This is a genomic window from Sulfitobacter sediminis (assembly GCF_040811725.1).
Taxonomy (GTDB): Bacteria; Pseudomonadota; Alphaproteobacteria; order Rhodobacterales; family Rhodobacteraceae; genus Sulfitobacter; species Sulfitobacter sediminis.
In genome coordinates this window covers 115,062-139,672 of record NZ_JBFNXX010000012.1, presented here as the reverse complement: position 1 = coordinate 139,672, position 24,611 = coordinate 115,062, and the positions used below count along the sequence as shown (strand labels likewise).

Annotated in this window: 19 protein-coding genes; 12 read left to right on the top strand and 7 right to left on the bottom strand. The window is 65.0% G+C overall.

The genetic code is table 11. The features are described from left to right. Positions 1–42 precede the first annotated feature (42 nt). The 6 genes from AB2B41_RS15945 to xdhA all read right to left on the bottom strand — a co-directional run bounded on the left by AB2B41_RS15945 (position 43) and on the right by xdhA (position 8,267). Positions 43–963 carry an ABC transporter permease gene (locus tag AB2B41_RS15945; RefSeq protein ID WP_367878807.1) on the bottom strand — a complete coding sequence of 307 codons (921 nt, stop codon included), beginning with the start codon at positions 961–963 and terminating at the stop codon, positions 43–45. After that, entirely contained in the window at positions 963–2,045 is a 1,083-nt protein-coding gene (locus AB2B41_RS15940) for an ABC transporter permease (RefSeq protein ID WP_367878806.1), read from the bottom strand. The genes AB2B41_RS15945 and AB2B41_RS15940 overlap by 1 nt, the downstream gene beginning before the upstream one ends. A gap of 141 nt (positions 2,046–2,186) precedes the next feature. Further along, complete coding sequence (locus AB2B41_RS15935) at positions 2,187–3,707, bottom strand: ABC transporter ATP-binding protein (protein WP_367878805.1); 1,521 nt, start codon at positions 3,705–3,707, stop codon at positions 2,187–2,189. Next, the gene (xdhC, locus tag AB2B41_RS15930; RefSeq protein ID WP_367878804.1) at positions 3,707–4,495 is read right to left on the bottom strand and encodes a xanthine dehydrogenase accessory protein XdhC; all 789 of its coding nucleotides are present in this window, start codon (positions 4,493–4,495) and stop codon (positions 3,707–3,709) included. Before xdhC ends, AB2B41_RS15935 begins: the two co-directional genes overlap by 1 nt. Further along, positions 4,492–6,879 carry a xanthine dehydrogenase molybdopterin binding subunit gene (xdhB, locus tag AB2B41_RS15925; RefSeq protein ID WP_367878803.1) on the bottom strand — a complete coding sequence of 796 codons (2,388 nt, stop codon included), beginning with the start codon at positions 6,877–6,879 and terminating at the stop codon, positions 4,492–4,494. Before xdhB ends, xdhC begins: the two co-directional genes overlap by 4 nt. Continuing rightward, a complete protein-coding gene (xdhA, locus tag AB2B41_RS15920) occupies positions 6,876–8,267 on the bottom strand; it encodes a xanthine dehydrogenase small subunit (protein ID WP_367878802.1) in 1,392 nt (463 codons plus the stop codon). The genes xdhB and xdhA overlap by 4 nt, the downstream gene beginning before the upstream one ends. Before the next feature lie 275 nt (positions 8,268–8,542). Here xdhA and dnaE point away from each other — a divergent pair, with 275 nt between their 5' ends. Both dnaE and AB2B41_RS15910 read left to right on the top strand, forming a co-directional pair. After that, positions 8,543–12,067 carry a DNA polymerase III subunit alpha gene (dnaE, locus tag AB2B41_RS15915; RefSeq protein ID WP_367878801.1) on the top strand — a complete coding sequence of 1,175 codons (3,525 nt, stop codon included), beginning with the start codon at positions 8,543–8,545 and terminating at the stop codon, positions 12,065–12,067. 95 nt (positions 12,068–12,162) lie between these two features. After that, positions 12,163–13,095 carry a hypothetical protein gene (locus AB2B41_RS15910; RefSeq protein WP_367878800.1) on the top strand — a complete coding sequence of 311 codons (933 nt, stop codon included), beginning with the start codon at positions 12,163–12,165 and terminating at the stop codon, positions 13,093–13,095. Between the two features lie 85 nt (positions 13,096–13,180). Here the strand turns inward: AB2B41_RS15910 and AB2B41_RS15905 are convergent, their stop codons facing one another. After that, positions 13,181–13,375 carry a SlyX family protein gene (locus tag AB2B41_RS15905; RefSeq protein ID WP_367878799.1) on the bottom strand — a complete coding sequence of 65 codons (195 nt, stop codon included), beginning with the start codon at positions 13,373–13,375 and terminating at the stop codon, positions 13,181–13,183. Between the two features lie 53 nt (positions 13,376–13,428). Here AB2B41_RS15905 and AB2B41_RS15900 point away from each other — a divergent pair, with 53 nt between their 5' ends. The 10 genes from AB2B41_RS15900 (at position 13,429) to AB2B41_RS15855 (ending at position 24,567) form a co-directional block, all read left to right on the top strand. After that, positions 13,429–14,232, top strand: coding sequence for a crotonase/enoyl-CoA hydratase family protein (locus AB2B41_RS15900; RefSeq protein ID WP_367878798.1), 804 nt, complete (start codon positions 13,429–13,431; stop codon positions 14,230–14,232). Between the two features lie 70 nt (positions 14,233–14,302). Continuing rightward, entirely contained in the window at positions 14,303–15,799 is a 1,497-nt protein-coding gene (gene hisS / locus AB2B41_RS15895) for a histidine--tRNA ligase (protein ID WP_367878797.1), read from the top strand. Then, a complete protein-coding gene (locus AB2B41_RS15890) occupies positions 15,799–16,878 on the top strand; it encodes an ATP phosphoribosyltransferase regulatory subunit (RefSeq protein ID WP_367878796.1) in 1,080 nt (359 codons plus the stop codon). Before hisS ends, AB2B41_RS15890 begins: the two co-directional genes overlap by 1 nt. Next, on the top strand, positions 16,875–17,564 hold the full coding sequence (gene hisG, locus AB2B41_RS15885) for an ATP phosphoribosyltransferase (protein WP_367878795.1): 690 nt from the start codon (positions 16,875–16,877) through the stop codon (positions 17,562–17,564). The genes AB2B41_RS15890 and hisG overlap by 4 nt, the downstream gene beginning before the upstream one ends. 230 nt (positions 17,565–17,794) lie before the next feature. Further along, positions 17,795–18,556: an ABC transporter ATP-binding protein gene (locus tag AB2B41_RS15880; protein WP_367878794.1), complete on the top strand. Its 762-nt coding sequence runs from the start codon at positions 17,795–17,797 to the stop codon at positions 18,554–18,556. Further along, complete coding sequence (locus AB2B41_RS15875; RefSeq protein WP_367878793.1) at positions 18,556–19,560, top strand: branched-chain amino acid ABC transporter permease; 1,005 nt, start codon at positions 18,556–18,558, stop codon at positions 19,558–19,560. The genes AB2B41_RS15880 and AB2B41_RS15875 overlap by 1 nt, the downstream gene beginning before the upstream one ends. Beyond that, positions 19,557–20,627: a branched-chain amino acid ABC transporter permease gene (locus AB2B41_RS15870; protein ID WP_367878792.1), complete on the top strand. Its 1,071-nt coding sequence runs from the start codon at positions 19,557–19,559 to the stop codon at positions 20,625–20,627. Before AB2B41_RS15875 ends, AB2B41_RS15870 begins: the two co-directional genes overlap by 4 nt. A gap of 28 nt (positions 20,628–20,655) precedes the next feature. Further along, positions 20,656–21,861: an ABC transporter substrate-binding protein gene (locus AB2B41_RS15865; protein ID WP_367878791.1), complete on the top strand. Its 1,206-nt coding sequence runs from the start codon at positions 20,656–20,658 to the stop codon at positions 21,859–21,861. Positions 21,862–21,944: 83 nt separating this feature from the next. Next, positions 21,945–22,742 carry an ABC transporter ATP-binding protein gene (locus AB2B41_RS15860; protein ID WP_367878790.1) on the top strand — a complete coding sequence of 266 codons (798 nt, stop codon included), beginning with the start codon at positions 21,945–21,947 and terminating at the stop codon, positions 22,740–22,742. 10 nt (positions 22,743–22,752) lie between these two features. Next, positions 22,753–24,567 (top strand): AMP-dependent synthetase/ligase, encoded by a 1,815-nt coding sequence (locus AB2B41_RS15855; protein WP_367878789.1) that lies wholly within the window; start codon positions 22,753–22,755, stop codon positions 24,565–24,567. Positions 24,568–24,611: the final 44 nt, after the last annotated feature.

Genomic DNA, 24,611 nt, shown 5'->3' with positions numbered 1-24,611 from the left:
TCCCCATGATGTCGCCCTTACCGGGCGTTTGCAGATTGGCCCCTATGACGAGGCATGGAAGGTCCGTCCAAGACATGCGGGTGCCGCAGACTTGTCACGGCTCAGGATCACCAGAACGATGATCGTGATCAGGTAGGGCGACATTGCCAGATACTCGACCGGAATGGCAACGCCCGCGCCCTGCAGATTAAGCTGCAACTGCGTGATGCCGCCGAAAAGATAGGCACCCAGCAACAGGCGCCATGGCTTCCACGAGGCGAAGACGACCAGCGCCAGCGCGATCCAGCCGACCCCGGCGGTCATCCCTTCGGTCCATTGCGGTACGCGAATGAGACTGATGTAGGCCCCGCCGACCCCCGCGCAGGCCCCGCCGAACATGATTGCCAGCGTCCGGATGCGCACCACCTTGTAGCCCAGCGCATGCGCGGCATCATGGCTCTCGCCCACCGCGCGCAGGATGAGCCCCGCGCGGGTGAATTTCAGCACCGCCCAGACCCCGGCCACAAGCGCGAAGCCCAGATAGAGGATGATATCATGGGTAAAGAGGATCGGCCCGATCACCGGAATATCGGCCAGCGGGCCAAAGTTGATGTCGCCCAGACGCGGCGGCTTGATCCCCACATAGGACTGCCCCAGGAGCGCCGACAGCCCCAGCCCGAAGAGCGTGAGTGCAAGGCCGGAAGCCACCTGATTGGCCAGCGCAATCTGTGTGAGAAAGGCAAAGAGGAGACTGAGCAGCGCGCCGCCGGCCGCGGCCGCGACGAACCCCAGAAGCGGCGATCCGGTCTCCACCGCCACGGCGAACCCGCAGATCGCCCCTGTGATCATCATGCCCTCGACCCCGAGGTTGAGCGTGCCTGATTTCTCGACGACCAGCTCGCCGATGGCGGCAAAGATGAGCGGCGTTGCGGCGACGAGGAAGCCTGCGACAAAGAGGACGGGGTTGATCGCGGAAAGATCCATCAGGCCACCTCCCGACGCCCAAACCGCAAGCGGTAATTGGTCAGCACGTCCAGCGCCAAGAGGAAGAACAGCAGCATCCCCTGAAACACCTGTATCGCCGCCGCAGGCAGACCCAGCTGCGATTGAGCGATGTCCCCGCCGATATAGGTCAGCGCCATCAGCAGCCCCGCCAGCAGAATGCCCACCGGATGCAACCGGCCCAGAAAGGCCACGATGATCGCCGTGAACCCGTAGCCCACGTTGAAATCAATCGTCACCTGACCGGCGGGCCCCGAAACCTCGAAAAGCCCCGCGAGCCCCGCCAGCAGCCCCGATGTGCCAAGGCAAAAGAGCACCAGCCGCGCCGGCCGAACGCCTGCAAAGCGCGCCGCGCGCGGCGCCTCTCCGGTCACGCGGATGGCAAAGCCCAGCCGGTGCTTGCTGAGAAGTACATAGGCAAAGATTACCGCCAGCATCGCCGCAACAACGCCCCAGTGCATCCCCGACCCCTCGATCAGGTCGGCGTTATGCGCACTTGGATACTGCTGCAGGTTCCGCGAACCCGGAAAGCCGAAACCTTCGGGGTTTTTCAGCAATCCAAGTGACATGGAGGCCAGGAATTGTTCCGCCACGTAGACAAGCATGAGCGACACGAGAATTTCATTCGTCCCGAATTGAACCTTCAGCAGCGCCGGGATCATCGCCCATATCCAGCCCCCGAGCGCCCCGGCCAGCACCATCAGCGGAAAGACATAGAAGGCCTCAAGCGGATAGAAGGCCAGCCCAACGCCCGCACCAAGGAGCGCCCCCATGATGTACTGCCCCTCCGCCCCGATGTTCCAGATCCCCGCCTTGAACCCCAGCGACAGCCCGATGGCGATCAGCACCAGCGGCGCCCCCTTGATCAGCAATTGCGGCCGGTAAAAGAACGCGTACTGCCCAAAGAGCGGCTCCCAGAAGATGGTGCGGATCGCCGCGACCGGGTCCTTGCCAAGCGCCGCAAAGAGCAGCCCGCCAAAGACCATGGTCGCCAGCACCGCCAGGAGCGGCGTCGCCAGCGAGAAGGCGCGGCTCGGTTGGGGTCTTTTCTCAAGCCGGATCACGCGCAGCCCCTCGCTTCATCTTTCCAATACAACTCACGGCGCAACAATGGCCACAGATGCAACGACAGGATAACGCGAGACGCCCGCCACCATTTCCTTTCAAGGAAATGGCCAAAAGTCTTCCAAGACTTTTGCCGTCCCTCACACATGGGCCACCTCCATGCCGTGCGCGCCGCCCATCATCAGCCCGATCTCATCGACGCTCAGCCCCTGCGCCGGGCGCGGCTCCGACAAACGTCCCTCGTTCAGCGCCGCAAAGCGGTCGGAGATCTCCATCAGTTCGTCGAGGTCCTGGCTGATCACCACGACCGCCGTACCCTGCTCTGCCAGATCAAGCAGGGCCTGCCGGATCGCCGCGGCGGCGGAGGCATCGACCCCCCAGGTCGGCTGGTTCACCACGAGGAGCTCCGGCCGCTGCAGCACTTCCCGCCCGATCACGTATTTCTGCAGGTTCCCGCCCGAGAGGGACCGCGCGGCGTTCTCAGGCCCCGGTGTGCGCACGTCGAAGGTCTCGATGATCCGCTCTGCAAAACGCTGCGCCGCGCGCCAGTTCAGCAACCCGCCGCTCTCCAGCTTCTCGCGCTGCGCTGCCGTCAGCATCGCGTTCTCGGTCAGCGACATATCGGGGACGGCGGCATGGCCCAGCCGTTCTTCGGGCGCGCTCAGAATGCCCATGGCGCGCCGCGCCGTTGGCCCCAGCGCGCTCACGTCCTGCCCGCGAAACGCGACCATCCCGCGCCCCACCGGCATCTCGCCCGAAAGGGCGGCCAGCAATTCGTCCTGGCCGTTGCCCGCAACGCCGCCGATGCCCAGCACCTCGCCCGCGCGCACTGCGACCGAGATGTCGCGCAGCGGCATGCCGAAGGCGCTGGGCGAGCGTGCCGACAGACCCTTGAGCGCCAGCACCACATCGCCCGGTGCTTTCCCCGCGCGCTTCGGCGTCTGCAAGAGCTTGCCCACCATCAGCTCCGCCATCTCCCGCGCCGAGGTCTCGCGCGGCGTGCATTCCGCCACCACCTTGCCCAGACGCAGGATCGTGGCGTTGTCGCAAAGCGCGCGGATTTCCTCCAGCTTGTGCGAGATATAGAGGATCGCGGTCCCCTCCGCGCTCAGCTTGCGCAGGGTTTCAAAGAGGATATCCACCTCCTGCGGCGTCAGCACCGAGGTCGGCTCATCCATGATCAGCAGCTTTGGCTCCTGCAAGAGACATCGGATGATCTCGACTCGCTGACGCTCCCCCGCCGACAGATCGCCGACCACCCGGTCGGGGCTGAGCGGCAGGCCGTAGGTGTCCGACACCTCGCGGATCTGCTGGCTCAGGTCGCGCAGCTTGGGCGCGTTCTCCATCCCCAGCGCGATGTTCTCGGCCACTGTCAGCGCATCGAAAAGCGAGAAATGCTGGAACACCATCCCCACACCCGCCGCCCGCGCCGCGCGCGGCTCGGGCGGGGCGAAGGGGCTGCCGAACATCTTCATGGCCCCGGCGTCCGGCTTGACCAGCCCGTAGATCATCTTGACCAGCGTGGACTTGCCCGCGCCGTTCTCGCCCAGAAGCGCGTGGACCTCGCCCGGCGCGATGGAGAGCGACACGTGATCATTGGCGACCACCCCCGGATAGGCCTTGGTCAGGCCGGATATTTCGAGAAGGGGGGTATCAGTCATCAAACGGCCGCTCTTGTCTTGGGCGCACTATCGTGCAGGTGCGCGTCCCAGCGCAAGAGGGCGGTCGCGGTGGAATGGGCGATGGTGTCGGGATGTTTCCCCCGCGCCGGATCGCCGATGGGGCAGGTGATGCTTTCGGGATCAAGCTGCATCGCCCGCAGGCGGTTCTGAAACCGCGCCCACTTGGTGGCCGACCCGATCAGCCCGCAGGATGCAAAGCCGCGTCTCAGAAGGGCCGCGCAGAGCGCAAGGTCGATGTCGTGGGCATAGGTAAAGATCAGATGATGTGCATCGCGCGGCGCATGGGCGGCAAGGCGCGGCATGTCTGCGGCAGGTGTGATGGCGACGCCTGAAGGCACCTCAGCCGGAAACCGCTCCGCACTGCTGTCGATCCAGGTAATACTGAAGAGCCGCAGGGGCCCCAGCGCGCGCACCACGGCACGCCCCACGTGTCCAGCCCCCCAAAGCCAGAGCGCCCCGCCGGTCGCCCGGGCGACCAGCGCCGGATCAAGCGGCAGGTCCAGTGGCCTGTCTACCGCGCGTGCGCCCTCCGCATAGCGCAGCGTCACCGCGCCACCGCAGCATTGGCCGAGGCCGGGGCCCAGCGGCAGCGTCTCCTCATAGGTCGACCGCCCTTCCGCCAGCATCCGCCGTGCCGTCGCAATCGCCCGGTGCTCAAGTGCCCCGCCGCCGATGGTCCCATGGCTCTCCAGCGTATCCACCACCATCACCGTGCCCGCATCGCGCGGGGCCGACCCCCGCACCCCGATGATCTCGACAGAGATCACGCCCGCGCCCTTTCGACCGCCGCCAGCACCGCTTCCGCCGTCGCCGGGGCTTGCAAATCTCCCCAACGAGGACCACAGGCCGCCACAGCGTCAGACAGCGCCATGAAGGCCGAGATGCCGAGCATGAAGGGCGGCTCGCCCACCGCCTTGGAGCGGTAGATCGTCTGCGCCGGATTCGGTTGATCCCAGAGGGCCACATTGAACACGTCAGGCCGGTCCGAACAGGCGGGTATCTTGTATGTCGACGGCGCATGTGTTTTGAGCACGCCCTTGTCGTCCCAGACCAGCTCCTCCGTCGTCAGCCACCCGGCCCCCTGGACGTAACCGCCCTCGATTTGCCCGATGTCGATCGCGGGGTTCAGCGATGCCCCCGCATCATGCAGGATATCAGCCCTGAGGATGCGGTTCTCGCCCGTCAGCGTGTCGATCACCACCTCGGTGCAGGCCGCGCCATAGGCGAAGTAGAAGAACGGGCGGCCCTTGCCGGCGATCCGGTCCCATTCGATGTCAGGTGTCTTGTAGAACCCCGTGGCCGACAGTGAGATGCGGTTCTCATAGGCCGATGTCGCGGCCTGGGCAAAGCTGATTTCCTCGCCGCCCACGCGCACCATGCCGTCCGCAAAGACGATGTCCCGTGTCTGATACCGCTCCCCCAGATGCTCTTCGATCCGGCGTCGGATTTCATCGCAGGCTTTCTGCACCGCCATGCCGTTGAGGTCCGAGCCGGAGGAGGCTGCCGTGGCCGAGGTATTGGGCACCTTGCCCGTGTCGGTGGCGGTGATCTTGACGTTGTCCAGCGGCACGCCAAAGCGGCTGGCGGCCACCTGCGCCACCTTCTGGAACAAGCCCTGTCCCATCTCCGTCCCACCGTGGTTCAGGTGGATCGAGCCATCCTGGTAGACATGCACTAGCGCGCCCGCCTGGTTGAGATGGGTCAGCGTGAAGGAGATGCCGAACTTCACCGGCGTCAGCGCGATCCCCCGCTTCAGGATCGGCTGGGCGGCGTTCCATGCCGCGATGCGCTGGCGACGGGCGTGGTAGTCCGAGGTTTCGGTCAGCCGGTCGGTGAGGGCGCCGATCACGCAATCGGTGACCGGCTGGTGATAGGGCGTGGTCTGCGCACCTTCGGGCGGCGCAGGGACATCGGCAGGACGCGCGCCGGAGGCCCCGCGCGTGGCGCTGTCCTGCGAGGGATTGGCCGCGGGGGAAGGATCAGATGTGGCCGCGATACTCTCTCCCGTCCGGTCGGCATAGTAATTCGCCCGCCGCACCTCCAGCGGATCGCGGCCCAGCTCCTGTGCGATGTGGTCCATGATCCGCTCGATCCCCAGCATGCCCTGCGGCCCGCCGAAGCCCCGGAAAGCGGTCGCACTTTGCATGTTCGTGCGCAGCCGGTGCGAGGTAATGCGCACGTCGGAGAGGTGGTAGGCATTATCCGTATGCAGCATCGCCCGGTCGGCTACCGGCAGCGACAGGTCCTGCGCCCAGCCGCAGCGGGTGTAATGCTTCACGTCCAGCGCTGTGATCCGGCCCGCGTCGTCGAAGGCCGCATCGTAGTCGATGCGGAAATCGTGGCGTTTGCCGGTGATGATCATGTCGTCATCCCGATCGTAGCGCATCTTGCAGGGCTTGCCCGTGAGAGACGCCGCCACGGCGCAGGCCACGGCCAGCGCGTTGCCCTGACTCTCCTTGCCGCCAAAGCCGCCGCCCATGCGCCGGGTTTCGACCCGGACCGCGTGCATCGGCCGCCCGAGGGCGTGGGCCACCTTGTGCTGAATTTCCGTGGGGTGCTGGGTGGAGGCATAGACAACCATGTCCCCGCCTTCCTGCGGCAGGGCCAGCGCCGCCTGGCCCTCGAGATAGAAATGCTCCTGCCCGCCCATGAAGATCGACCCGGAAAGACACCTTTTGGCCTGCGCCAATGCTGCCTCCGCATTCCCCTTCTGCCAGACGCGGGGGCCTTCCTCGAAACGGGCATTGGCGGCCAGCGCCTCTTCGATGCTCAGGATCGGTGTCTCTTCCGCGATCTGGACACAGGCCTCCCGCGCGGCGCACCGCGCGGCGAGATGCGAGGTGGCGATCACCAGGAACAGCGGCTGGCCCGCGTAGTGCACGCGGCCATCGGCAAGCAACGGTTCGTCATGGGCCGAGGGCGAGACATCGCAATCCCCCGGCAGATCGTCGGCCGTCAGCACACCGACGACGCCCGGCGCGCTCTTCACCTTTTCAAGGTTCATCGCACGGATACGCCCCGCCGCGACGGGGCTCGTACCGAAGGCAAGATGCAGCGTGCCCGCGGGCGTCGGGATATCGTCGACATAACGCGCCGCCCCGGTAACGTGAAGCCGGGCTGCGTCATGGGGCAGGGGCTTTGCGATGCTCATGGCGAGACCTCAAGCACATCGGTCGCGGTGCCTGACATCTCGTGAAAGTACCGCAGCAGCATGTTCTGCGCCGCCTTCATCCGGTAGGTGGCAGAGGCGCGCATGTCGGAAAGCGGCTCGAAATCCCGTGTCATCGCCTCCATGGCATCGCGGAACGCAGCTTCGGCAAAGGGCTGCCCGACAAGCGCCTCTTCCGCCTGTGCGGCGCGTTTCGGCGTACCCGCCATGCCGCCGTAGGCCAGCCGGGCGGCGGTGATTATCCCGCTCTCCCGCGTGATCGCAAGACAGCCGCAAACCGCCGAGATGTCCTGATCAAAGCGCTTTGACAGCTTGTAGCAGCGCAGGGTGTCCGGCTGTCTCGGGATACTCACCGCCTCGACGAATTCACCGGGCGCGCGGTCCTGCTTGCCGTAGGCGATGAAGAAATCCTCAAGCGGGATCGCGCGCCGGGCATCGCCCTTGCGCAGATGCAATGTCGCACCGAGGGCGATCAGGGCTGGCGGACTGTCCCCGATGGGCGAGCCATTGGCGATATTGCCGCCGATGGTCGCAGCGTTGCGCACCTGCACCGACCCGTAGCGGCGGATCATCGCGGCGAAGCCGGGGTGATGCGGCGCGATTGCCGTCTCCACATCGCTGAGCGTGGTCATGGCCCCGATGCGGATGCCGGTCCCGCTTTCCTCTACGCCCCTCAGATCGTCGCAGCGGTTGAGGAAGGCCACGGGACCGAGGCCGCGAAACTGCTTGGTGACCCAGAGCCCGACATCGGTTGCCCCGGCGATCAGCGTGGCATCCGGGTTCTGCAGGTACCATTCCGCAAGCGCATCGGCCGAACGCGGCTGGATGGCGCGGGCCGCGCCATTCGGGGGCTCTGCCCCCGGACCCCCGGAATTGTAATTGGAAAGATGAAGCAGGTGCGGTGGGACGGGTTTTCTGGCGGTTTCCTCGGCGGCGCGGATGATCGGTGCATAGCCGGTACAGCGGCAAAGGTTGCCCGCAAGCTGCGTGTCATGATCCGTCGCGCCATTGAGATGCGCCGTGGCCATGGAAACCACGAAGCCCGGCGTGCAGAACCCGCACTGGCTGCCGTGGTGGTCGATCATCGCCTGTTGCGCCGGATGCAGGCGACCGTCGGGCGCGGCTAGTCCCTCGATGGTGGTGACATGTTTGCCGTCGAGCTGCGGCAGGAAGAGGACGCAGCCGTTGAGCGCGCGGCTCCCGTTCTCATCGGTCACCATCACCGTGCAGGCCCCGCAGTCGCCCTCGTTGCACCCTTCCTTGGTGCCGGTCAGCTGCCGATCCTCGCGCAGCCAGTCAAGCAATGTGGTGGTGGGGGAGACGCCCCGCAGCGACACACTTTCCCCGTTGAGAAGAAACGTGATGTCCATGAAGCGCCCTGCCGCGGTACCTAGCCTGCCAAAGATGCGCCCGTTCGATGCGGCGTAGAACGGGGGCGGCTGTCTTTCAGGAGAGGCTAATCAGCGGAGGCGCTTCTGGCAAGTTCAAATGCGTGCGAGGAAAGGGCGGGGCCATCAGTGACCCAGGGTTCATGCGAAATTAGGTCATTTGGATCAGATACTTGTGCGGCATCTGCCGGGAAAACCGGCACGCAGGCCTCCTTGGTGTCTGGCGGTGCTGGCGGGGCGGGGATAAGCTTGCCCCCATGACCGACGCCCCCCGATTCATTCACCTGCGCACCCACTCCGAATATTCGCTTCTGGAGGGCGCGTTGCGGCTCAAGAAACTGCCGCAGATGTGTCTCAATACGGGCATGCCCGCGCTGGCGCTGACCGATACGAACAACATGTTCGCGGCCCTCGAATTCTCCGTCGCCATGGCCGGGTCGGGGGTGCAGCCGATCATGGGGTGCCAGATTGACCTGGCCTATGTCGCCGTCCAGCCGGGAGAGAAGCCGAAAGACCCCGCGCCTGTGGTGCTGCTGGCGCAGAGCGAGGCGGGCTACGAGCATCTGATGAAGCTCAACACTTGTCTTTACGTGGACAAGGGCGGGCAGGTGCCGCAGGTCACGCTGGAGGAACTGGAGGCGCATTGCGCTGACGTGATCTGCCTCACCGGTGGTGCTGACGGGCCGGTGGGCCAGCTCTTGCAGCAGGGTCAGCGCCCCGCGGCTGAGGCGCTGATGGCGCGGCTGCATCGCGCCTTCGGAGACCGGCTTTATGTCGAATTGCAGCGTCACCCGGGCGAGGGCGGTCAGCTCGAGGCGGAGCGGCTGACCGAGCAGGGCTTTGTCGAGATGGCCTATGCCATGGGCATCCCGCTTGTTGCCACCAACGACGTCTACTTCCCCAAACCGGACATGTACGAGGCACATGACGCGCTGATCTGCATTGCTGAGGGCGCCTATGTCGACCAGCAGCAGCCGCGCAGGCGGTTGACCGCACAGCATTACTTCAAGACCCCTGCGGAGATGGCGACACTTTTCGCCGATCTGCCCGAGGCTGTCGAGAACACGGTCGAGATCGCCCGGCGCTGCGCTTTCATGGCCTACAGGCGTGATCCGATCCTGCCGCGCTTCGCCGATGACGAGGTCGCCGAATTGCGGCGTCAGGCGCAGGAAGGATTGCGCGCGCGGCTCGAGATCATCCCCCATGCGGCCCCGGTCGAGGACTATGAGAAACGGCTCGAGTTCGAGCTGGGGATCATCGAGGGCATGGGCTTTCCCGGCTACTTCCTGATCGTGGCCGATTTCATCAAATGGGCCAAGGACCAAGGGATCCCGGTGGGACCGGGCCGTGGCTCCGGTGCGGGCTCGCTGGTGGCCTATGCACTTTTGATCACGGACCTCGATCCGTTGCGCTATTCGCTGCTGTTCGAACGCTTCCTGAACCCCGAGCGGGTGTCGATGCCCGACTTCGACATCGACTTCTGCATGGACCGGCGCGAGGAGGTGATCCGCTACGTGCAGGAGAAATATGGTCGCGACCGGGTGGGGCAGATCATCACCTTCGGTGCTTTGCTGTCCAAGGCTGCCGTGCGCGACATCGGGCGCGTGCTTCAGATGCCGTATGGGCAGGTGGACAGGCTGTCAAAGATGATCCCGGTCGAGGGCGTCAAACCTGTCTCCATCGAGAAGGCGCTGGCCGATGAGCCCCGGCTCCGCGAGGAGGCGAAGAACGAAGAGGTCGTGGCGCGTCTGTTGGAATACGGCCAGCAGGTCGAGGGGCTGTTGCGCAATGCCTCGACCCACGCCGCCGGCGTGGTGATCGGCGACCGCCCGCTGGATCAGCTGGTCCCGCTCTACCAGGACCCGCGCTCGGACATGCCCGCGACGCAGTTCAACATGAAATGGGTGGAACAGGCGGGGCTGGTGAAGTTCGACTTCCTTGGCCTCAAGACGCTGACCGTGATCCAGAACGCCGTGGACCAGATCAAGGCCAGCGGACGGCACCTTCATATTGCCGCCGACGGCACCGAGCTGTTCACGCCGCCGGAGGGGCTGCTCGACGATATCGCCACCATCCCCCTCGACGACGAGGCCAGCTACAAGCTTTATTCCCAGGCCAAGACCGTCGCCGTCTTCCAGGTGGAAAGTTCTGGCATGATGGATGCGCTGAAGCGTATGAAACCGACGTGCATCGAGGACATCGTGGCGCTGGTGGCGCTCTACCGTCCCGGTCCGATGGAGAACATCCCCACCTATTGCGACGTCAAGAACGGCAAGCGCGAGCTGGAATCCATCCACCCGCTGATCGACGACATTCTTGAGGAAACCCAAGGCATCATCGTCTACCAGGAACAGGTGATGCAGATTGCGCAGGTCATGGCGGGATATAGCCTTGGCGGTGCGGACCTGCTGCGCCGCGCGATGGGTAAGAAGATCGCCGAGGAAATGGCCAAGGAGCGCCCGAAGTTCGAAAAGGGCGCGATGGAAAACGGGGTGGACAAGAAGAAGGCCACCGAGGTTTTCGACCTGCTGGAGAAATTCGCCAACTACGGTTTCAACAAGTCCCACGCGGCGGCCTATGCGGTGGTCAGCTACCAGACCGCATGGCTCAAGGCGAACCACCCGGTCGAATTCATGGCCGGTGTGATGAACTGCGATATCCACCTGACCGATAAGCTGGCGATCTACTTCGAGGAAGTGCGCAAGCGGCTGGAGCTGCCCTGGGTGCCGCCCTGCGTGAACCGGTCGGATGCCACCTTCAAGGTGGTGGATGGGGCATTGGTTTATGCGCTTGGCGCGCTCAAGAACGTCGGCGTCGAGGCGATGAAGCTGATCACCGAGGGACGCGGTAGCAAACCCTTCGCCACCCTCTTCGACCTCGCCCGCCGCGTCGACCTCAAGCGCGTGGGCAAGCGACCGCTGGAAATGCTCGCCCGTTCCGGTGCCTTCGACCAGCTCGACCCGAACCGCCGCCGCGTCTTCGAAGGGCTCGACGCGCTCGTCGCCTATTCTGCCGCCGTGCACGAACAGAAAAACTCCAACCAGGTCTCGCTTTTCGGCGAGGCGGGCGATGACCTGCCCGAGCCGCGCATGATGCAAGTGGACGACTGGCTGCCCGCCGAACGGCTGACCGAGGAATTCAAGGCCGTGGGTTTCTACCTCTCCGGCCATCCGCTCGACGATTACATGACCCCGCTCAAGCGCAAGTGGTCGCGCGACACCGGCGTGCCGTTCCTGACGCTGGACGAACTGACCGAGAAGGTCAGCGAACGCGGGGCCATGAACGCGCGCCTTGCCGGTGTGGTCGCCGGACGGCAGGAGCGTAAATCGGCCCGCGGCAACCGCTTCGCCTTCGCGCAACTCTCCGACCCCACGGGCGGTTACGAGGTCACGCTTTTCTCTGACACGCTGGAACAGGCCCGCGACCACCTCGAGACCGGCTCAAAGGTCGTCATCACCGTCGAGGCGACGATGGAGGCCGACCAGCTGAAACTGCTTGGCCGCTCCGTCGCACCCGTCGACATGGCCGTCGCCGATGCGGGCAACATCGGCCTGCGCGTGTTCATCGACGCCCCGCAGGCCATCGCGGCGGTCGCGGACGTGCTGGAAGGCGCGCGCAACGCCGCGCGCAAGGCCGCGCGCGGCCCGGTGCAGCTTTGCCTGATGGACCCGGCGCTGCCCGGCGAGGTCGAGGTCGATCTCGGCGCGGAATTCCCGGTAACACCGGAGATCAAGGGCGCGATCCGCTCGCTCGGCGGGGTGCTGGAGGTCGAGGAAATCTAGGCGGCGAACCGCGACAATTTTGCCAAAATGCTCCGGAATGTGGACGATCCGGCCTCTTTGCGATACACCGCCGAGTGATCGGACGGGGGGAGACCATGATCAGACCGGGGATGATGATTGCAGCACTTGCGCTGCTGGCCGCCTGTGGCGACCCGCTTGCCGGGGTGCCGCGCATCTCTGACGTGGATATCGCCGAAACCGATCCCGTAGCGCAGGCCCTGCCGACCGACGCCGAAATCGCGCGCGAAGGGTTCTTTGGCGGCGACGCGGCACGCACCGGCACAACCGCCGCAACCGAAGTGGTCGACACGCCGGAACCCAAACGCCGGGGCGGGTTCCTTGGCCTGTTCAGCCGCGCTGCTGCTGGCCCGACTGTGATCGCGGCCGAGGGTGGCAGCACCGAGGTTGCCGGTGCCGAAACGAACGCTTCCAAAGAAGAATCCACCCAGCTCGCCTCTCTCGAACCAGAAGCCGACCAGCCCGCGCAATCCGGCCTCTTCTCGCGCCTCCTCGGCAGCGGCGCTACACCGGCAGCCGACGACGACATCCTCGACGTGGCCCATGGCACCGTCCTGCCCTACGGCGTCATCGCCCGCAGCTGTGAGACCAAGCGCCGCGCGCTCGGCAAGAAAGTCGAAAGCTCCGCCAGCGGCTTCAAGCTCTACGACACCAACCCCGGTATCTCGGGCCAACGCACCTATTACATCACCGGCTTCGCCGACGGCTGCCCGCGCCAGCTGACTGCCGCCAACGTGCTGCTCGGCGCGCCGTCCTTCTACGAACTCCTGCACTACGGCCCGGCGGGCGCGCATCTGCCCGTGGGCGAAACAGACCGCGCCTATGAAAAGGTCAAGCGTCAGGTATGCGGGACCGGTAAGGGCAAGCCCTGCGGGTCGCGCATCAAGAGCCTCGAGCGCAATACGGTCTTCGTGAACGCCTACGCACGGCCAAGGGACAACACCAGCTGGTCCGAAATGCTGATCCACGACGGCGAAGTGCTGGCGACAACCGAGAAATCCAGCGGCTAAAGCGCTCACCCTATCGTCAAACCCGCGGATCGGAAATTTTCAGAACTTCCGGCCGTTCTCTTTCAAAGAGAACGATCCCCGCCGATCAGTAGTGCGGCGGCTTCTCATCCCCGAACACCACGCCGCCACCGCTCGACGCCTCCCGCTCCCCCTCGCGCTGCATCAGCATATGCACCCGGCGATTGAGCGTGACGATCTCGCCTTCCTGCCGGGCGACGATATCGCTCAGGTCATCCACGATCCGTGTCAGATGGGCGATCTGTTCTTCTAGCTTTTCCATGAGCCTTCCTTTTGGATGGGCCCTAACATGAGACCGACGAGGAGGGAAATGGGATGAGCGTCACCATCACGCAAGAGGAACGGGTCACGGTCGTCACCATTGACCGCCCGCAGGCGCGCAACGCTGTGAATCCCGACACCGCGCGCAGGCTCTACGACGCCTTCACCGCCTTCGAAGCGGACAACGACAGCTATGTCGCCATCCTCACCGGCTCGGACGGTGCCTTCTGCGCGGGCTTTGACCTCAAGACCGCCGCCGACGGCAGCGCGCAAGGCTGGATCGAAGAGGTCGATATCCCCGACGACTGGACCGACCCCATCGCCGATCCGCTCCCCGCCCCCATGGGCCCCTCGCGCCTGATGCTCACCAAACCCGTCATCGCCGCCATCGAAGGCCCCGCCGTCGCAGGCGGGATGGAGCTGGCCCTCTGGTGCGACCTGCGCGTCATGGCCGAGGGCGCGGTCATGGGCATCTACTGCCGCCGCTGGGGTGTGCCGCTGATCGACGGCGGCACCTTCCGCCTGCCGCGCGTGGTGGGGCAGGGGATAGCGAGCGAGCTCATCCTCACGGGCCGCCCTGTCGAGCCTGCCGAGGCCGCCCAGATCGGCCTTGCCAACCGCACCGTCCCCCGGGGCGAAGCGCTCAACGCCGCCATGGCCCTCGCCCGCGACCTCTGCCGTTTTCCGCAGTCCTGCATGCGCGGCGACCACCTGTCGTCCCGCATGCCCCCTGCCGACCTCGCCGCAGCCCTCCGCCGCGAATGGGCCTCCGCCGCCAACTTCGCCGCCGAAGGGCAAAAGGGCGCCGCGCGCTTTGCCTCCGGCAAGGGCAGGGGCGGTGATTTCGACACGATCTGAGCCGCTTCTTGCCCTCAAATGGGGGCTGGGGTAGGAGCAGGGCGAAATCTCGCGTCAGGGAACCGACGACATGGCCAAGCCCAAGAAAACACCGCGCCCCAAGGCCGAAACCCCCAAGGGTTTCCGCGACTATTTCGGGGCCGAGGTCACGCATCGCGCCGAGATGCTGGGCAAGATCGCCGCCGTCTACCACCGCTACGGCTTTGACGCGCTGGAATCCTCTGCTGTCGAGACCGTCGAGGCGCTGGGCAAGTTCCTTCCCGACGTCGACCGCCCCAACGAGGGCGTCTTTGCCTGGCAGGAGGACGCGGATGCCGACAAACCCGGCGACTGGCTGGCCCTGCGCTATGACCTGACAGCACCCTTGGCCCGCGTCTACGCGCAGCACCGCAATGACCTGCCCACGCCCTATCGCCGCTATGCCATGGGGCCCGTCTGGCGGAATGAGAAGCCGGGGCCAGGCCGGTTTCGCCAGTTCTATCAATGCGATGCCGATACCGTGGGCGCGCCATCTGTCGCGGCGGATGCGGAGATCTGCGCGATGCTGGCGGATTGCCTCGAAGAGGTCGGGATCGAACGCGGCGACTACATTGTGCGGGTGAACAACCGCAAGGTGCTGAACGGCGTGCTCGAAGTCGCGGGCCTGTCCGGCGACGATAGGCACGCCGAACGCGGCATCGTCCTGCGCGCCATCGACAAGCTGGACCGGCTGGGACCGGAGGGCGTGCGTTCGCTTCTGGGCGAGGGGCGCAAGGACGAAAGCGGCGATTTCACCAAAGGCGCGGGGCTGACGGAGGCGCAGGCGGATGTCGTCATGGGCTTCATGGACGCCAAGCGCGATACCGGCCCCGAAACCGTCGCGCGGCTGCGTGACTTGGTCGAGGGCTCCGACATTGGCACCAAAGGCGTCGATGAGTTGGAACAGATCGCCGAACTTCTCGGTGCGGGCGGCTACGGCCCAGACCGCATCGTCATCGACCCTTCCGTCGTCCGTGGCCTCGGCTACTACACCGGCCCCGTCTACGAGGCCGAACTCACCTTCGAGATCAAGGACGACAAGGGCCGCACCCGCAACTTCGGCTCCGTCGCAGGCGGGGGGCGTTACGACGACCTCGTCAAGCGCTTCACCGGGCAGGAAGTGCCCGCCACCGGCGTCTCGATCGGCGTCGACCGGCTGCTGGCTGCGCTCGACGCCAAGGGCCGCCTCGACACGAGCGCCACAGGTCCCGTCGTCGTCACCGTGATGGACCGCGACCGCATGGCCGACTACCAGGCCATGGTGACCGAACTGCGCGCCGCAGGCATCCGCGCCGAGGTCTACCTCGGCAACCCCAAGAACTTCGGCAACCAGCTCAAGTACGCCGACAAGCGCAATTCCCCCGTCGCGGTGATCGAGGGCGGGGATGAGAAAGAGCGCGGCGTCATCCAGATCAAGGACCTGATCCTCGGTGCCAAAATCGCCGAGGGGGCTAGCCACGAGGAATGGGCAGAGCGGCCCCAGCAACAAGAGGTGCCGCGCGCCGATCTGGTCGCCAAGGTCCGCGAAATCCTGGACGCCCACCGCTGATGCCCACCCGCGCCGAAACGAACGAGCGGGCCGCCAGCCTGCGCGCGCTGTTCGAGGCGCAGGGTGCCGCCGTGGTCGAACCGCCCATCCTGCAGCCCGCAGACACGCTGCTGGACCTCTACGGCGAGGACATCCGCGCCCGCGCCTACATCACCTCCGACGCGCTCAGGGGCGAACAGATGCTACGCCCCGACTTTACCGTGCCGGTGGTGCAGATGCACATGGCGCATGGGGCCGAGCCTGCGCGCTACACCTATGCAGGCGAGGTCTTTCGCCGCCAGGAACAGGACCCCGAGCGCGCCAATGAATACGTGCAAGTCGGCTACGAGGTCTTCGACCGCACCGACCCCGCCGCCGCCGATGCCGAGGTCTTCGCGCTCATCGCTGAGGCGCTCAAGGGCCAGCCCGTCACCCCCATCACCGGCGATATCGGCATCCTCATGGCCGCTGTTTCTGGCCTTGAGACCACTGACGACCGCAAGGCCGCCCTCATGCGCCACATCTGGCGGCCCTCGCGCTTTGACGCGCTCCTCAACCGCTTCGCCGGTCGTACGCCTGTCCCCGAAACCCGCGCCGCCCTGCTGGCGGGCGAGGTCACCACCGACGCCCCGCACATCGGCCTGCGCAGCGGTGCCGAGATCGACCGCCGCATCGCCGCCCTGCGCGCCGACGCCGAGGCCCCGCCGATCTCAGCCGAACAGGTCGCGCGGATCGAAACACTTCTCGCGGTCAAGGGCACGCTCACCGACGCGCTGGTCAAACTCCAGACCCTCGCCCAAGACTTGCCCGAAATCGCCGAGGCCGTCGCCCGCCTTGCCGCCCGCGCGGCCGCCCTTGCCGCCCGCGACATCCCCACCGACGCGCTGCCCTTCGCCGCCAGCTACGGGCGCACGTCCATGGAATACTACGACGGCTTCGTCTTCGGCTTTCAGGCTGACGCCCACCCCGACTGGCCCGAAATCGCCACCGGCGGCCGCTACGACGCGCTGACCCGCCGCCTTGGTAACGGTGCCGAAATCCCCGCCGTCGGCGGCGTGATGCGCCCCGGCCTCATGCTCGAACTGGAGGCCGACCGATGACCCTGAAACTGGGCGTGCCCTCCAAGGGGCGGCTTATGGAGAAAACGTTTGACTGGTTCGGCGCACGCGGTATTCAGCTTCAGCGGACCGGGTCCGAACGGGAATACGCGGGCCGCGTCGACGGGATCGCCAACGTCAGCCTGATCCTGCTGTCCGCCGGTGAAATCCCCCGCGAACTTGCCGCGGGCCGCGTGCATCTCGGCGTCACCGGCACCGACCTCGTGCAGGAGAAACTTGCCCACTGGGACCAGGTCGTCGAGCCGCTGGAAGAGCTGGACTTCGGCCATGCCGACCTTGTCATCGCGGTGCCCAAGGCCTGGATCGACGTCGACACCCTCGACGATCTCGACGGCGCCGCCGCCGCCTTCCGCGCTCAGCACGGGTTCCGCATGCGCATCGCGACCAAGTACCACCGCCTCGTGCGGGAATTCCTCCGCACCCATGGCGTCGCCGATTACGCCATCGTCGACAGCCAGGGTGCCACCGAGGGCACCGTGGCAAACGAAACCGCAGAGCTGATCGCCGACATCACGTCGAGCGGCGAGACCCTGCGCGCCAACCATCTCAAGATACTCAGCGACGGGTTGATCCTCCGCTCTCAGGCGACGCTCTGGCAAAGCCGGGCCGCCGAACTCGATCCAGAGGACGAAAAGACGCTGGATGCACTGCGGGCGATGCTGTTCTGACGCTGCGTCACGTACAGTTGAACAAAAAGGCGTTCTGACGCAAAGGCGCTTTAAATCAGGTAATTACCGAAAACTGGTTGAATCCGTCCACTGACACGCGCCACCAAATCCACTTGCAGCGCACCGCGTCATGGATAGTGTGCGCGCCAATTCAGGAAAGGCCGCGCGAAAGCCACACGCAAAGGTCGAAAAACTGATCGCGCCGCACCGGCGCAACGGGGAGGGACACGTTGCTCAGGATCGAAGACCTACATCTGTCGTTCGGCGGGATCAAAGCGCTGCAGGGCGTGAATTTCGAGGCCCGCGCGGGCGAGATCACCGGCGTGATCGGCCCCAACGGCGCTGGCAAAACCTCGCTCTTCAACGCGATCTCCGGCTTCTATACACCCGACAAGGGCAAGGTGTTCTTCGAAGGTCAGGACATCACGGGCCTCAGCCCCGACAAGCGCGCCGAACTGGGCCTCGCCCGCACGTTCCAGAACATCGCCCTTTTCCGCGGCATGACCGTGCTCGACAACATCAAGCTCGGTGGGCACACGCGGCTCAAGACAAACGTCTGGCAGGCGCTGCGCTACTTCGGCGCGGCACAACGCGAAGAGCTGGAACTGCGCCGCGAGATCGAGGAGCGGGTCATCGACTTTCTAGAAATCGACCACATCCGCAAATACCCGATCACCATGTTGCCCTACGGTCTGCAAAAGCGCGTGGAACTGGGCCGCGCGCTCGCCATGCGGCCCAAGGTGCTGCTTCTGGACGAGCCCGTTGCGGGCATGAACCGCGAGGAAACCGCCGACATGGCCCGCTTCATCCTCGACGTTCAGGAGCAGTTTGGCACGACGATCCTGCTCGTCGAGCACGACATGCACATGGTGATGGACATTTGCAGCCACATCGTCGTGCTGAACTTCGGTCAGCAGATCGCAGACGGGACGCCAGCCGAGGTCTCCAAGGCCCCCGACGTCATCGAAGCCTACCTGGGAGCAGCCGCATAATGGGACAGTTCCTGCAATTCGCCATCAACGGCCTGATGTCGGGCGCGATCTACGCGCTCATCGCCATCGGCATCGTAAGTGTTTTCAAGGCCACCAAAGTCGTGAACTTCGCCCACGGCTACCTGATCATGTTCGGGGCCTATTTCTATTTCACCTTCTCCGTCGTCGTCCCCGGCCAGCCATGGGCACCGGAATGGCTCGCCTCTTGGCAGCCCGACTGGCTGGTCACGGCCAAGGAAGGGCTGCCGATGTTCTCACCCATGGGCGCCGTGCTCGACTGGGTGTCGAACCTGCCGCGCATCGTGCTGGGCATCATCGGCGCCCTCATCGCCAACGCCATCGTGGGCCGCATCATCGAACGCACCTTGATGCGTCCGCTCATGGGCCAGAGCGTCTTTGCCATGATCATGGTGACGGTGGGCCTCATTTCCATCATGTCGGGCTCGGCGCAGCTGATCTGGACGGCGGATGCCGCCAACGTGCCCTATATCGCGCCCAACATGCCCATCCGGTTCGAGCTTTTCGGGACGATGATCTTCATCTTCGGCACCGATCTGGTGAACATGTTGATCGCGCTCATCCTCTTCGGCGGCATCGTCGCCTTCGTCCGCTTCACCAAGGGCGGCATCGCCATCCGCGCGACGGCAGAGGACCAGTCGACCGCCTACTCCATGGGCATCTCCGTGCCCAAGGTCTTCTCCCGCGCCTGGGTCCTCGCCTCGACCACCGGGGCCATCGCGGGCGCCATCCTCGCCACCCGCAACGGCATCTCGCCGTCGCTCGGTCTTTTCGGCTTTTCCGTCCTCGCCATTGTCCTGATGGGCGGGCTGGATAGCTACGTCGGTGTCTTCATCGCCGCCATGGCCGTCGGCGTGATGGAGGCCATGACCCAATGGCAATTGGGCGGCGACTGGGCCGAGATCGTGCCGTATGTCGCGGTGCTGATCGTGCTGATCTGGCGGCCCCATGGGCTCATGGGCCAGAAAGAGGTTGAACGGATATGATCAATGCGAACCTCAAATCGACCTACGCCGCCGACGAGCGTGTCCTTAACAACCGCTACAAGCAGTTCTTCGTCTATGGCATGGCGCTGCTGCTCGCAGTCTTCGGGGCTTTCGCCAACGACTACCTCATCCTCATCGCCTGCAAGATGGGCCTTCTGCTGATCGCCGTCGTGGGGATCAATGTGCTGACGGGGTACACGGGCCTTGTCTCTCTCGGCCACGCAGCCTTCGTTGCCATCGGGGCTTATGCGGTGACGATCTTCAACAACCTCGCCACGGGGATCATCCCGGCAGGCATCATGCCGTTCTTTTCCATCCCCTTCGCGGTCTTCCTCGCCGCCGCCATCGGCGTTCTGGTCGGCCTCCCCTCATTGAGGGTAAAAGGCCTCTACCTTGCCGTCGCGACGCTGGCCGCGAACTTCATCGTGATCTTTCTGATCGAACAGGATCTCTTTGCCCCCTGGACCGGCGGCATGACGGGTCTCACCACCAATGCGCCCAACTTCTTCGGCTGGGTGCTCGACAGCAAGCGCGAGATGTTCGGCATGATCGCGGTGATCGGTTTCGTCTCGCTGCTAGCCGCGCAGAACCTGATCCGCACCCGCGTCGGCCGCGCCTTCATCGCGATCCGCGACCGGGATTATTCAGCGGAAATCCTTGGCATCTCGCTCCTCAAATACAAGCTCACCAGCTTCGCCATATCCGCCGCCTACTGCGGCCTCTCCGGCGCGCTTTTCGCCTATTTCTACGCCCGTATCCTGCCCGAGCAATTCGAACTCGACCTCTCGCTGGAACTGGTCGCGGCACTGATCGTCGGCGGCATGGGCCGCACCTTGGGGCCGGTTTTCGGCGTCATCGTGATCGTCATGGTTCCCGAAGTGATCAAGATCACCTTCGGTGCTATAACCGGAGACGCGGCGGGCATGGCGCAGTTGCGCGCCCCGCTGCAGGAGATTGCCTTCGGTGTCCTTCTGGTCTTTTTCCTGCTGAAAGAGCCGCTGGGCATCAACCAGATCGTGGACCGCATGTTGCGGGCCGCAAACCGCTGGCCCTTCGCCCGCGGATGACAAGACTACCATATCAGGGAGAAAAGATATGAAACTGAACAGACGGTCCTTCCTCGCCTCCTCCGCCGCCGCAACGGCGGTCATGGGCACACCGATGATCCTGCGCGCACAGCCGACCGAATACGTCGTCGCGTCCTCGCTGCCGCTGACGGGTCCCTTCGCCACGGCGGGCCAGCTTGTCTCGCCCGCGATGAAGATGTTCGAGGCACTTGTGAACGAGGACGGCGGCATCGGCGGCGTGCCGATCCGCACCACCATCGAGGATTCGGGCTATGTCCCCGCCACCGCGCTTGCCAACTACCAGCGCGCGCTCGCGACCGAGCCGAACCTCGTGATGTACTACGGCGACAGCACCGGCTTCATGAAGCTCGTGGCCCCCGAGCTCAAGGGCGAGAACGCCACGCTCATGGGCTCCACCTCCTTCGCCTCGGACCTCGCCAACCCGGCCGAGAACCCCTACCAGTATCTGCCCGGCCCATCTTATGAGGACCAGGTCGATATCCTGCTGCAGAACATCAAGGACGCGGGCGGCTCTACCGTCGCCTTCATCTTCTCCAACACCGAGTTCGGACGCGACCCCATCGAGCACGGCAAGAAGAAGGCCGAGGAGCTGGGCATCAAGGTCGTGCTGGAAGAAGCGACCAAGGCGCAGGGTGCCGACATCCCGACCCACGTGACCAAACTTGCGCAATCGGGCGCCGAGCACTGCATCCTGCAGGGCTATGTGACCGGTGTCTGGCCGCAGCTCATCGGCGGCGCGCGCCAGTTCGGCCTGCCCACGCAGTTCCACGGCACCTTCTGGGGCATGGAAAAGCTGATCGCCGACCGCGTCACGGCAGAGGCCGGTCCCTTCCTCGAAGGCTACTCCGGTGTCATGCCCTACCGCTATTCCTACGATCAGGAAGAGGCGCCCATCTACCAGCGCTACGCCGCCTTCCAGAAGAAGGCTTTCGCGGGCACGCCGCTTGAGAACTACATGCCCACCTGGGGCCTGCAGTCGCTCATTTCCCTCAACCTAGGGATCGAGGCGCTGCGCCGCGTGGCCAACAAGGGCCTTGAGATCACCGCGGACCGCGCGGCAGAGGAACTGGCGGGCATCAATGACTACGATTCCGGCGGCTTCTTCGGCGGACCGGTGTCCATGGTGGACAACAAGATCGGCACCGGACGGGTCTATACCTACAAGGCGGAAAGCGGCCTGTTCGAGCCGTCGTCCGACTGGTTCACCGTTTGATGTGATGTGAACGCCGGGGCGTTTCGGGGGCTCTGCCCCCGGACCCCCGGAATTGTAATTGGAAAGATGAAGAGGACGCCCGCGTGCTGACCATCGAGAACATCGAAGTGACCTATTACCACACGGTTCAGGCGCTGCGCGGGCTCTCGCTCGAGGTGCCGGACGGCAAGATCGTCACGCTTCTGGGGACCAACGGCGCGGGCAAGACCACGACGCTGAAGGCGGCGAGCAATCTGCTGGCGCTGGAAAACGGCGAGGTGGGCGAGGGGCGGATTTCGTTCAACGGCAAGTCCGTTCTGTCGATCCAGCCCGACAAGCTGGTGCAGCAGGGGCTGTTCCACGTGCGCGAGGGGCGGCGGATCTTCACCGAGATGACCGTGGAGGATAACCTCGTCGCCGCCTCCTACGCGCTCGACGACCGCAAGGAAAAGCCCGACTACGACAAGGTCTACGACTTCTTTCCACGCCTCAAGGAACGGCGCCGCCAGATCGCGGGGTACCTGTCGGGCGGCGAGCAGCAGATGCTGGCCTTCGGACGGGCGATGATCGCGCGGCCCAGCCTGATCCTGATGGACGAACCCTCGCTTGGCCTCGCGCCAAAGGTGGTGGAGGAGATCTTCACCACCATCAAGCGTCTCAACGAAGAAGATGGCGTCGCGATCCTGCTGGTTGAGCAGAACGCGGGCGTGGCCTTTGGCGTGGCCGATTACGGCTATATCATGGAAAGCGGCCAGATCGTGATGGAAGGCGATGTGGCCAAGCTGAAAAACGACAAGGACATCCAGTCCTTCTATCTCGGCATGTCCGAGGATGGCTCGGAAGACCGCCAGTCCTTCCGTGACGTGAAACACTACAAGCGCCGCAAGCGCTGGCTGAGCTGAGGAGACCGCCATGGCCTTCGACGAGAAACTCCCCGGGTTCAAACCAGCCGTGCAACTGGTGCACGACCACGCAACCGCGCGTCCCGATGCGGTCGCCATGCGGCAGAAGGAATTCGGCATCTGGAACGAGATCACCTGGTCCGGTCTGCGCGACATCATGCAGGCCGCCGCCGCCGGGCTGATGGACCTGGGGCTGGAGCAGGGCGGCCACGTGGGCATCCTGTCGGAAAACCGCAGCGAATGGGTGCAGGCGCAGTTCGGCGTGAACGCGGGCGGCGGCGTGGTGGTGGGAATGTATCCGACATCCCCCGCGGCGGAGCTCGATCACCTGATCAACGCCTCCGATACCACGATCCTTTTCATCGAGGACCAGGAGCAGCTCGACAAGATCAAGGAGCTTGAGGGCCGCGTGCCCAAGCTCAGGCAACTCATCGTTTTCGATCCCAAGGGGACGAAGGGCGATGAGACGCTGGGGCTGATCAGTTTCGAGGACTTGCTCGAACGCGGCCGCAAGCGGCTCTCCGATCTGGAAGACGACCTGCGGGCGCGATTGTCGAACGTGCAGCCCGACGATACCTGCATGATGGTCTTTACCTCCGGCTCCACCGGTCTGCCCAAGGCGGCGGAGATCTCCTATGGCAACATCCACGCCGGTGCCGCCGTGGCGGCGGATGTCTTCGGCAGCTACCCGCCCGGCACGGATGTGCTGAGCTACCTGCCGCTCTGCCATATCGCCGAACAGGCGGTGACGGTGATCAACGGCCTGTCGCGCCAGTTCGTGATGAACTTCGGCGAGAGCCTGCGCACCATCACCCTCGACCTGCGCGAGGTCGCCCCGCAAATCTTCTTCGGCGTCCCGCGCATCTGGGAAAAGATGCAGGCGGGCGTGCTTGTGCAGGCGCAGACGGCGGGCAAGCTGCGCGCGCCGATGACGCTCGCTGCTCTCAAGGGCGCGCAGCGCCGCGGTGCCATCCGCCGCGATCAGTGGTCCTTCAAGGACCGCGTGGCCAACGTCTTCTGGGACGCGCTCGTCTACCGCCACATCCGCAGTTATCTCGGCCTTGGCCGCGTCACCTTCGGCATCTCCGCCGCCGCCCCCATCTCGGCCGATTTGCTGGCCTTCTTCCGCGGCATAGGTGTGAACATCCGCGAAGCCTGGGGCATGTCCGAGACTTCCGGCGTGGGCACGATCCAGCCCGACTGGGGCCTATGCGAGGGCCGCATCGGTTTCCCCGTCGCCAACGTCGACTGCAAGCTGGGCGAGGATGGCGAGGTGCTCTTCCGCGGTCCCACGATCTTCAAGGGCTACTACAAGAACCCCAAGGCCACCGCCGAGACCATCGTCGATGGCTGGCTGCACACCGGGGACGTGGGCGAGATCAAGCCCGACGGCTCGCTCTCCCTCGTCGACCGCAAGAAGGACATCATGATCAACGCGGCGGGCAAGAACCTGTCGCCCGCGCTCATTGAGAACGTGATCAAGGCGAGCCCCTTCATCAAGGAGGTGATCGTCATCGCCGACAAGCGACCCTATGTCGCCGCCCTCGTGCAGCTCGACATGGACACCGTGCGCCTCTGGGCCGAGGGGCAGGGGATCGCCTATACGACTTTCCGCTCGCTGGCGGAGAACCCGCGCGTGCAGGAGTTGATCGAAAAAGAGGTCGAAAAGCAGAACCAGAACCTCGCCCGCGTGGAGCAGGTCAAGAAGGTCTGGCTGATGCGCAAAGAGCTGGATCACGACGACGGCGAGGTGACCGCGACGATGAAGGTGCGCCGGGCGAAGATCTACGAGATCTACGCGGAGCAGATCGAGGCGCTGTACTGAGGGTTGAGGGCGCAGGGCGTTTCGAGCCTGGGTAAGTCGCGGCG